10 protein-coding genes are annotated in these 11192 nt (G+C 34.3%); 7 read left to right on the top strand and 3 right to left on the bottom strand.

The genetic code is table 11. From position 1 onward, the window contains the following. Positions 1-5 precede the first annotated feature (5 nt). From P8H68_RS09045 to P8H68_RS09065, 5 genes are all read left to right on the top strand, one after another. Complete coding sequence (locus P8H68_RS09045; RefSeq protein WP_300323786.1) at positions 6-407, top strand: group III truncated hemoglobin; 402 nt, start codon at positions 6-8, stop codon at positions 405-407. Positions 408-520: 113 nt separating this feature from the next. After that, a complete protein-coding gene (locus P8H68_RS09050) occupies positions 521-1018 on the top strand; it encodes a DUF1648 domain-containing protein (RefSeq protein WP_300323788.1) in 498 nt (165 codons plus the stop codon). Between the two features lie 5 nt (positions 1019-1023). Continuing rightward, the gene (locus P8H68_RS09055) at positions 1024-1776 is read left to right on the top strand and encodes an NYN domain-containing protein (protein ID WP_300323789.1); all 753 of its coding nucleotides are present in this window, start codon (positions 1024-1026) and stop codon (positions 1774-1776) included. Between the two features lie 36 nt (positions 1777-1812). Further along, positions 1813-2379, top strand: coding sequence for a PAS domain-containing protein (locus P8H68_RS09060; protein ID WP_300323791.1), 567 nt, complete (start codon positions 1813-1815; stop codon positions 2377-2379). A gap of 140 nt (positions 2380-2519) precedes the next feature. Next, on the top strand, positions 2520-3248 hold the full coding sequence (locus P8H68_RS09065; protein ID WP_366144937.1) for a metallophosphoesterase: 729 nt from the start codon (positions 2520-2522) through the stop codon (positions 3246-3248). 6 nt (positions 3249-3254) lie between these two features. On the opposite strand, the gene dinB is transcribed toward P8H68_RS09065, so the two are convergent. Together dinB and dnaE are read right to left on the bottom strand one after the other, a co-directional pair. Beyond that, a complete protein-coding gene (gene dinB / locus P8H68_RS09070; RefSeq protein WP_300323793.1) occupies positions 3255-4466 on the bottom strand; it encodes a DNA polymerase IV in 1212 nt (403 codons plus the stop codon). Beyond that, on the bottom strand, positions 4466-7453 hold the full coding sequence (gene dnaE / locus P8H68_RS09075) for a DNA polymerase III subunit alpha (RefSeq protein ID WP_300323794.1): 2988 nt from the start codon (positions 7451-7453) through the stop codon (positions 4466-4468). The genes dinB and dnaE overlap by 1 nt, the downstream gene beginning before the upstream one ends. A 52-nt stretch (positions 7454-7505) precedes the next feature. Here dnaE and P8H68_RS09080 point away from each other — a divergent pair, with 52 nt between their 5' ends. Both P8H68_RS09080 and P8H68_RS09085 read left to right on the top strand, forming a co-directional pair. Continuing rightward, a complete protein-coding gene (locus tag P8H68_RS09080; RefSeq protein WP_300323795.1) occupies positions 7506-8279 on the top strand; it encodes a LexA family transcriptional regulator in 774 nt (257 codons plus the stop codon). Next, positions 8276-9634: an exonuclease domain-containing protein gene (locus P8H68_RS09085; protein ID WP_300323796.1), complete on the top strand. Its 1359-nt coding sequence runs from the start codon at positions 8276-8278 to the stop codon at positions 9632-9634. Before P8H68_RS09080 ends, P8H68_RS09085 begins: the two co-directional genes overlap by 4 nt. 46 nt (positions 9635-9680) lie before the next feature. On the opposite strand, the gene dnaB is transcribed toward P8H68_RS09085, so the two are convergent. Continuing rightward, entirely contained in the window at positions 9681-11180 is a 1500-nt protein-coding gene (gene dnaB / locus P8H68_RS09090) for a replicative DNA helicase (protein ID WP_300323798.1), read from the bottom strand. Positions 11181-11192: the final 12 nt, after the last annotated feature.

Genomic DNA, 11192 nt, shown 5'->3' on the forward strand with positions numbered 1-11192 from the left:
ATTACATGAAGTTAATAACATCAAGAAAAGATATTTCTATTTTAGTTTATGCCTTCTATGGTAAAATTAGAAATAACAACACCCTAGGTCCTATTTTTAATAGTCATATTAAAGAAAATGATTGGCCCATACACCTTGATAAATTGACTGATTTTTGGGAAACAAACCTATTCGGAATTCCTAAATTTAAAGGGAGTCCTTCTCAAAAACATGCTAAAGTGGATGCTCAAATGAATCACACCATCTCCCCTGGTCATTTTGATACCTGGGTTGGCTTGTGGTTTGAGACAATTGATGAATTATTTGAAGGAGAATTAGCAAATAAAGCAAAGCAATCAGCTACTAAGATGGCTACGGGTCAGTTTTTAACTATCTGGAACAATCGTCCAGATCACTTAAAAGCATAAATAATTAGTAACATGATGTTTGGCTGCTTTTTAACAAGTTAATACTTCTCAAAAGCTAAAAAAAACAGTATCTTGAAACTGCTTAAAATAGTATTTTTTAGACAGTTTTACACATGAGCAAAAGACCCTTTATAAAATTAAAATTAGATAGAACAGATATCTTTTTAGAAGTCCTAGGTTGGTTGTCCATTTGTGTTATATGGATAATGATTTTTATGAATTATTCTGATTTACCAGAAACCATTCCTACGCATTTTGACGCCAAAGGAAAAGCAGATAGTTTTGGATCTAAAAATAACATAATCAATATTCAGTTTGTTTTGACCTTACTTTTTATAGGAATGACAATGCTCACTAGTTTTCCTCACAGACTTAATTATTGGGTTCAAATAACAAAAGAAAATGCAAAAAGACAATATCAATTGGCTACTAAGTTAATTCGAGTTTTAAAACTTATGGTTATAATTGTGTTTGGCCTGTTGTTTTACCAAACCATTGAAAATATTTATGGAAATGCTAGTGGTCTAGGATTGTGGTTTTTTCCTGTTACGACATCACTTTTTTTATTCCCGATACTATTTTATTTATATAAATCCTCAAAAGAAAAATAATGAATATGAAAGCAAATATAAATTTAGCAGTATTGATTGATGGCGATAATATTCCCTCTGCTTATGTAAAAGAAATGATGGAAGAAATTGCCAATTATGGAAACCCAACGATTAAAAGAATTTATGGAGATTGGACAAAACCCAACCTCAGCAAATGGAAAAATCTATTATTAGAAAATGCCATTACTCCTATCCAGCAATATGGATATACAACAGGAAAAAACGCAACGGATTCTGCAATGATTATTGATGCTATGGATATATTATATAGCGGAAAAGTAAACGGTTTCTGTCTCGTGTCAAGTGATAGTGATTTTACAAGACTCGCAACACGACTTAGAGAAGCTGGAATGCAGGTCATTGGAATTGGAGAAAAGAAAACGCCAAATCCTTTTATTGTTGCTTGTGATCGATTTATTTATATTGAAATTCTAAAAAATCAACCAGAAAAGAAAAATAATAATTCTGTTGAGACAGAAAAACCATTGGTAGATGCTATTACAAGAAAAGAAATCAAACTCATTTCAAATACAATATCCACGCTGTCAGATGATGATGGTTGGGCATTTTTAGGAGATGTAGGAAGTTTACTTCAGAAAAAACAACCTAATTTTGATTCAAGAAATTATGGGTTTGATAAGCTCACACCCCTAATAAAATCAATTGGTAGTTTTGATTTAGAGCAGCGTGAAAATTCAAAAAGCAAACACAAATTAATTTTTGTTAAAAACAAGGAAAAACAAAAACCGAAGAGATAACTTTGCAATAACTGCAAAAATATTTTAAATTAGACTATGGAAAATAAATTAACTCAGATGAAATGCTTGGATGTTTTTGTTTCTGAACTGGACTCAAAAAAATATGAAAAAGTAAAAGATAAAATTTCTGCTTCTGATTCATCAGTTACTCCCTTAGCGAGTTGGGATATTTTTTATGACTCCTATGCTGAAAAAAGAAAAGATTTAAAAGCTAATTATGACATTAGAATTGTAGCCGAATTTGCTCAAAAATTTGGATGGAAAAATAATCTTGATCATATTTTTGAAGCCAATGATTTTGAGGCCTTGGTAATTACTGACAACAATCAAGAAATTTTATGGGTGAACCAAGGATTTACTCATATGACAGGTTTCCCTAAAAACTTTGCATTAAACAAAAAACCGTCCTTTTTGCAAGGACCAGATACTTTAGAAGAATCTAAAACTTCTTTTAAAGAAAAAATAAAAAGCAACAAACCCTTCACTCATTCGATTATCAATCATAAAAAAGATCAGTCTTCTTATGAATGTGAAGTGAAAATTTTCCCTCTGTATACTACCAAAACAACCCATTATATTGCTTTGGAAAGAAAAATTATCTAAACGGATACGGAATATTTTATAAATTGAAACGTAGAAAATTCATAAAAAAAAGCATTATAGCTTCTATTGGGGCTATAATCTCAACCGCACTTTATAGCATAAAAATTGAACCTTTTTGGCTTGAGTTTGTAGAGCAAAAAATGCCCATTAAAAACTTACCAAAACATCTTGTTGGTAAAAAACTAATGCAAATTAGTGACATTCACGTAGGGAAACGCTTCGACCCCAACTACCTTATTGAGTCTTTTCAAAAAGCAAAAGAATATCAGCCGGATTTTGTGGTTTACACAGGTGACTTTGTTCATTATGAAGATACCGACCAACTAGACTTATTTAAAGAAGTTATGGATCATGCAGTACTCGGAAAAACGGGAACCGTGGGGGTTTTAGGGAACCATGATTATGGAAAAGATTGGATAGAAGTTGATGTAGCGAATACCATAGTAGACACACTAGCAGAGAAAGATATCAAAGTATTAAGAAATGAAAAAACAGATTTAAATGGTTTGATCATTGCCGGAATTGATGATTTTTGGGGTACCAATTTTTATCCTGAAAAAGTGTTGCCAAGTCTTGATAATTCTAAAGCAAATGTGGTTCTATGCCATAATCCTGATGTTTGTGATGAAGATGTTTGGGGAGATTTCCAAGGATGGATTTTGTCAGGTCATACGCATGGTGGCCAAGTGAAACCACCTTTTTTACCAGCTCCTATGCTGCCGGTTAAAAACAAAAAATATTCGGCAGGAAAAATTGACTTGGATAATGGAAAAACATTATATATCAATAGAGCTTTAGGCCATTTATGGCAAATCAGATTTAATGTAAGGCCCGAAATTACTGTATTTACCTTAGAACGAGAAGCGTAAAAAACACTACCTACGTCTATTGGCCAACAACGGAGGGGCTTCTCCATTGAAGGGATTGAATCTTGAAATTGTTTTAGCATCCATTCCTCTTGCCCTTATAACGGCCCTATCCCCATAACGCTCTCTCATTTTATCCATTGCTTGATATAGATTTAATATTTTTTCATCATCATCAAATAAATCTATTTGAAAACCTCCTTCAACCAAATGACTAAACTTTACTCCTATCAAACGGACTAACATTCTTCGTTCATATAATTTTTTATACAACTCCTTTACCACTGGAATAATTTTATGATCGGCAGAACTGTATGGAATTCTCTTTTGTGTTGTGTATGTCTGAAAATCAGAATACCTTATTTTAAATGTAATACATGAAGTCAGTTTATTTCCTCTTCTCAATTGGTAAACAAGATTCTCGGCCATTGCCACTAAAATACTTTCTAGCTTTCCTATATCTGTAGTGTCCTTATCAAAGGTACGCTCGGTAGAAATAGATTTTCGTTCCCTGTATTGCACCACAGGGCTGTTATCAATTCCATTGGCTTTTTTCCATATAGATACTCCTGATTTTCCAAAAACACGAGCAAGCATCTCTATAGGCATCTCTTGCACGGTTTGGATTTTTTTGATTCCCAAATCGCATAAAGCCTTATAAGTAACTTCCCCTACCATCGGTATTTTTTTTACTGATAATGGAGATAAAAACGGTTTCTCGGTGCCTTTATTTACCTTGATCTCATTATTAGGTTTCGCTTCTCCTGTGGCTATTTTTGAAACCGTTTTATTAATTGACAAACCAAAAGAAATCGGAAGTCCTGTTTCTCTCATAATGCGCTGTCTCAGTTCAGATGCTAATTGATGACAACCAAAAAACTGATCCATTCCGGTAAGATCAATATAAAACTCATCTACAGATGTCTTTTCGTATAAAGGAACAGCCTCTTTAACTACTTCTGTAACCAATTGAGAATACTTGGTATATATTCCCGAGTTCCCTCGTAATACTATTGCCTCTGGACATAATTGCTTGGCCATCCGCATTGGCATTGCCGAATGTATTCCAAAGGTTCTTGCCTCGTAACTACAAGATGCTACAACTCCCCTGTCGGAAGTCCCCCCTATCAAAATAGGCTTTCCATTCAATCTACTATCCAACAAACGCTCACAAGACACAAAAAAAGTATCTAAATCCATATGTACAATTGATCTCTCCATTAGCTCACTCTTTTATTTTTGGGTCTTTGTGCTTTTCTACTATCTGCATAACGGGGATCTTCAACAATCGCCAAACGCTCCATGCTTGTTATTTCTATAGATACACAGTCTAGTTCTACAACTACCTTTCCCATGAGTCTATAAATTCCCTTTCCTCGAAAAGGAAATTTCTCCGCTACTGGAGGAAAATGAACCGTATCTAAAAAATCTCCATCCAAATCTAAAAACGTACCGAAATACATTGTTTTTCCATTATTAGTTCTTGTTTTTTTTACGGTGACCAAATACCCTTCAATACACACCATTCTACCATGAAACTTCTCTAACATTTTTGCTCTAAAAGAATTCGTAAACTCCTCTACCAATAAATCAAAAGGACTACAAAGTGGGTAGCCCAACAATTCTATTTGATCAAAAGCATCCTCCAAACCTGAAGATGGAAGTCTGGGTGTCTTATAATTCACTGGCTCCGATTTAAACAAAGTCTCAGCAGGCGTTTCAAAAACCACTTTCTTAATTTTCATATGCGCCTCCCACAACAACTCTCTTTTAAGCACTCCTGTAAATCTAAAAGCATTGATTTTAATCAATATTCGTATTTGCTCCATAGAAATTGGAACCCGATCTATAAAATCATTCAAATCCTTAAAGGTCCCATTGCTTCTAGCCATAAGAATACGCTGCCTAGTTTTGGATTCTAAAGCTTGTAAAAAAGCAAAACCTATATAGATATTATTTCCTTCAATAATTGTTTTATCACTGCTTTTATTCACACAAGGAGCATGAATGACTCCCCCATGCATACGCGCTTCGTGTATATACAATTCGGCACTATAAAAACCTCCAGAATTATTAAGTGTTGCAACCATATATTCTAACGGATAATAGGCTTTTAAAAACAAGCTTTGATAACTCTCAACCGCATAAGATGCTGAGTGTCCTTTTGCAAAAGCATAGCCAGCAAAACTTTCTATTTGCATCCAAATTTCTTGAACTAATTTTGTGGGTTTTCCTGAATTCAAACAATTTTTAAAAAATCTTTCTTTCACTCTTGTAAATTCATCTTTAGACCTAGATTTTCCTGACATTCCTCTTCGCAACACATCAGACTCTCCTAGACTCAATCCACCAAAATAATGAGCAACTTTTATCACATCCTCTTGATACACCATCACGCCATAAGTTTCTGGCATAATATCCAACATAATAGGGTGTGCATTCTCTCTCTTTTCAGGAAAACGATATCGCATAATATATTCACGCATCATTCCTGATTTTGCAACCCCTGGACGAATGACAGAACTTGCTGCCACCAAACCTAAATAATTATCAACCTGTAATTTTTTCAACAACATGCGCATTGCAGGAGACTCTACGTAAAAACAACCAATAGCCTTAGCATTCCTCAATAAATACTTGATTTTTTCATCTTCCTTAAAGCGCTGAATGTCATGTATATCTAACAAAGGTTGATTGGGATAATTTTGATGTACAATTTTAACAGCATCTTTTATTTTCCCTAAACCACGTTGACTTAAAATATCAAATTTATACAACTGACTATTTTCTGCCACTACCATATCAAACTGAGCAGTTGCATAGGCTTTAGGCGGAAAAAAAGTAGCTACATAATGATGAATTGGTTTTTCTGAAATTAAAATCCCACCAGCATGAATTCCCAAATAATTAGGAAATCCTTGGATATACTGACTGTAAATAAGAACCAACTGTGAAAGCCGATCCAATTTTTCAAAAACATAATTTTGTACACACAATGCATCTATTTCCGATTTAGGCAAACCAAACACCTTCCCCAATTCTCTTACAGAGGCTTTGTACTTAAAGGTATTGTAAACTGCTATCAGTGCTGTGTTTTCAAAGCGCTCAAAAATAAATTGTGTAATATCATCTCTGTCGGTCCATGAAAAATCAATATCAAAGTCTGGAGGATTTTTACGATACAAATTGATGAACCTTTCAAAATACAAGTCCAACTCCACAGGGTCCACATCTGTTATTCTCAATAAATAGGCAACGATACTATTAGCACCACTCCCCCTACCTACATAGAAATACCCTTTAGAACGTGCATACTTCAAGATTTTCCAATTGATTAAAAAATAGGAGACAAACCCCTTTTCCTTGATGATTCTAAGCTCTTTTTCTATCCTATCTAAAACTACTTGCTCTGCTTTTCCAAAACGATAGGGAATTCCTTCGTAGGTTAATTTTTTCAACAACCTAAAATCCAATGCCTCATTAGCACTATAGGATCTTTGGTTATTGGTTATATCTTCAGAAAACTCAAATTCTACAGTACATTGGGACAATAAAAACGCAGTGTTCTTTACAATTTCAGGGTATTCTGAGAATATGTTTTTCAATGTTTTTACCGCAAGAAACATATCTAATTCACTTCCTTGTTCTGATACGGGCAACTTACTCAATAACGTATTGTTATCTATCGCACGCAGCAAACGATGTGTATTAAAGCCTTTTTTATTTTCAAAAGATACGGTTTGCAAAACCACCATTTTAGAAAGTAAATGAGTAGACTTTAAAAACCTCAACGTATGCAAATCTTCTTTACAAACACCAATAAATTCGTGCGATTGTAATTCAAAATCTATGTTTTTGTAGAAAGGATAAATTACAAATGTTCCTGGTAGCTGTTCTGCTTGTTTTGGGACCTCAAAAGCAACTTGATGTAAAAATCCAGACAAGTAGCTGTTGATGTTCTCAAAGCCTTGATTATTTTTAGCTAACATTACAAATTCTTGCTGTGCTCTATTTCTAAAATCAACTCCTAAAACGGGAGCTATTCCAGCTTTTTTAGCCAAACGAATCAGTTCTAAACTAGCCGATGTACTATTGATATCAGTAAAAGCCATCTGTGTTACCTGATGCTCTTTTGCTAAGTTTAACAAGCGTTCTGGTGCTATTGTTCCATAACGTAAACTATAATATGTATGTGTGTTCAAAAACATTCTACAAAATTAACTACAAATAATAGTTTTTAATGCTTACATTTGTAGTATTATGAATAATATTGCTAAAAACATCCGTCATCTTAGAAAAATCAAAACACTAACTCAAGAACAACTCTCTGAGGAACTGGGGATTACCCGTTCTAAAGTTGGCTCTTATGAAGAAGGACGCTCTGACCCTCCTATTGATATGTTAGTTAAGTTTTCTAATTATTTCAAATTGCCAATTGATGTATTGATTAAAAACGATCTTACTTATGCAGCAGACACTTCTTTTATTGAAATCGGAAATCAGCGTGTATTGTTTCCAATTACTGTAGATGCAGACAATGAGGATTTAATAGAGGTAGTTCCTGTAAAAGCTTCGGCAGGTTATTTATTAGGTTATAATGACCCTGAATATATAGAACAGTTAGATAAAATCAAGCTTCCATTTTTACCCACAGGAAAACACAGAGCTTTTCCTATCAAAGGAGACTCTATGCTTCCTATGAAAGATGGCTCTTATGTTGTAGCACAATACCTAGAAGATATTAGAGATGTAAAAAATGGTACTTCCTATATTATCGTTACTCTAAATGATGGAATGACCTATAAAAGAGTCTATGACAAAATTGAAGAAAACGGCACATTACTACTTGCTCCCGACAACAAGAACTACAGCCCTTATGAAGTTCCTTTAAATGAAATTTTAGAGGTTTGGGAGTATACCTGTAGCATCAATACACAAGAATACGACGAACGTGATTTAAAAATAAGCAGCATTGCTATGATGCTAAACCAACTTGGCGTGGAATTAAAAGAACTTAAAAAAATGGTTTCATGAAATATTCCGTTATCGACATAGAAACCAACGGAGGAGTTAAAATTACTGAAATCAGTATTTTTATTTTTGATGGAGAACAAGTCGTAGATGAATACACTACCTTGATCAATCCCGAATGTAATATTCCTGCGTTTATCACAAACCTAACCGGCATCACAAATAATATGGTCAAAGATGCTCCTAAGTTTTTTGAGGTTGCTAAAAAAATATTTGAAATCACAGAAGATTGTGTTTTTGTGGCTCATAATGTGAATTTTGATTACAACATCATCGCAAAAGAGTTTAAAGAACTTGGTTTGAGTTTCAAACGTAAAAAACTATGTACCGTACGATTGTCAAGAAAATTATTACCAGGTAAAAAATCATACAGTCTTGGTAAATTGTGTATTTCAGAAGATATTCCTTTAGTAGGTAGACACCGAGCAAGAGGCGATGCTGAAGCTACCACCATACTATTTCAACGTCTTTATAATTTAGACAATGGTTCTGTATTTGCTTCTTTCTTAAATCCTAAATCAAGAGAAGCTACCTTACCTCCTTTGTTACCAAAGAATGTTTTTGACAAATTACCAGAAACGGAAGGAGTCTATTATTTTAAAAATGAAGACAAGGAAATCATTTATGTTGGAAAAGCTAACAATATAAAACAACGTGTATTGAGTCATTTTTACGATAAAAAAAAGAAAGAAATCACCATGTGCATGGCAACAGCAGACATTGTTTATACTGAAACCGGAAGTGAACTGATGGCTTTATTATTAGAGTCAGCTGAAATAAAACACCATTTTCCTAAATACAACAGAGCACAACGCAAAACAAAAGAAGGGTTTGCTCTATTTTCTTATGAAGACCGAAAAGGAGTTATTCATTTGGCTTGGAATCAATTAAAAAACGTTCCCAATCCTCTGCTTAAATTCTACAGTCTGTCAGAAGCGAGACAATTTGTAGAGAAACTATGCGAAACACATGAACTCTGTCCAAAATATTGCAACCTACAAACCAATGTAAGCAGCTGTTTTCATTATCAATTAAAACAATGCAAAGGAGTTTGTAGAGAGGAAGAAAGTGTACAGGATTACAATAAAAGAGTTCTAAAAGCGATGGCATCCGTTCGATTCAAAACGGAAAATTTTGTTATCAAAGAAAAAGGCCGCAAAGAAGAAGAGTCGGCATATGCTTTAGTATTAAACGGCGTATATCAAGGATATGGATATCTTAACAGTACCGAAAGCCCAAAATCCACAGAAGATTATTTATCTGCAATTGAACCGCAAAAAGACAACAAGGATATCAATAGAATATTAAAAGGATACCTTAAAAAAAATGATCAGAACTTGATTGTGTTAAAGGCATAAAAAAAGGAACCAAAATTGGTTCCTTTTTTTATTTCGTGTTTTTTTCTTAAAATGGCATTCCATCATCATCTGGTGCTCCGAAAGCATCTTCTGCGCTAGGGAAATTATTTGATGAAATTTCTTGATTGAAATCATTCATTTTCGACTGGAACTCATTTCCAAAACCTTCTTCTAAATCCGAAAATTTTGCCAAATGTCCTGTAAATTTCAATCGAATATTTTCCAATCCACCATTTCTGTGTTTTGCTACAATAAACTCTCCTTGACCTTCACATGGAGAATGATCATCATCATCCCACTCGGTAATACCATAGTACTCTGGACGGAAAATAAACGATACAATATCCGCATCTTGCTCAATCGCACCAGATTCACGTAAATCTGAAAGTAACGGTCTTTTTGATCCACCACGAGTCTCAACAGCACGTGATAACTGAGACAAAGCAATTACCGGGATATTCAATTCTTTAGCTAATGCTTTTAGATTACGAGAAATCATAGAGATTTCTTGTTCACGGTTTCCGTTTGCTGCACCACCAGCTGTCATCAATTGCAAATAATCAATTACAATAATTTTAATCCCATGTTGTGATGCCAAACGACGAGCTTTGGCACGCAAATCAAAAATCGACAACGATGGAGTATCATCAATAAATATAGGTGAGTCTGTTAAATTCTTTACTTTTACGTTCAACTGCTCCCACTCATGTGGCTCCAAGTTTCCTTTACGTAATTTTTCTGAAGTCAATCCAGTTTCACTGGATATCATACGTGTAATCAACTGTACAGATGACATCTCAAGAGAAAACAAAGCAACGGGATGCCCAAAATCTATAGCCATATTCTTAGCCATGGAAATTACGAAAGCTGTTTTACCCATACCTGGACGGGCAGCAATAATAATCAAATCGGAAGGTTGCCAACCAGAAGTAAGCGCATCTAGTTTGGTAAAACCCGTTTCCAAACCACTCATCCCTTCTTGGTTTCCTATCTCTTGAATTTTAGTAACCGCTTGTTTTACTAAATCCTTTGCACTCTCAGAGCTTTTCTTAAGATTTCCTTGAGTTACTTCAAACAGCTTAGATTCTGCGTCATCCAACAAATCAAAAACATCGGCGGTTTCATCATACGACTGTTCTATAATTTCACTTGAAATACTGATCAATCTTCTTTGAATATATTTTTGAATGATGATACGAGCGTGAAATTCAATATGGGCAGAGGAAGCAACTTTCTGAGTCAAACCAATCAAATAGAAGTCCCCTCCTACAAAATCTAATTTTCCGTTTTTTCGCAATTGATTGGATACGGTAAGCAAATCAGTAGGCTCAGAGTTCTGAAACAATGTATAAATTGCATCATAAACTTCTTGATGCGCTTCTTTATAAAAGGCCTCCGCATGTAAAATATCGATTACATCATCAATACCTTTTTTATCAATCATCATGGCACCCAACACAGCTTCTTCTAAATCTATTGCTTGTGGTGGAATTTTACCTTTTTCAAGATTTATAATCCTGCTTTTGTCAACTTTTTGCCCTTTCACGGTTCTTGCTTG

Origin of the sequence: Flavicella sp. (assembly GCF_029238425.1) — a bacterium.
Classification (GTDB): Bacteria; Bacteroidota; Bacteroidia; order Flavobacteriales; family Flavobacteriaceae; genus Flavicella.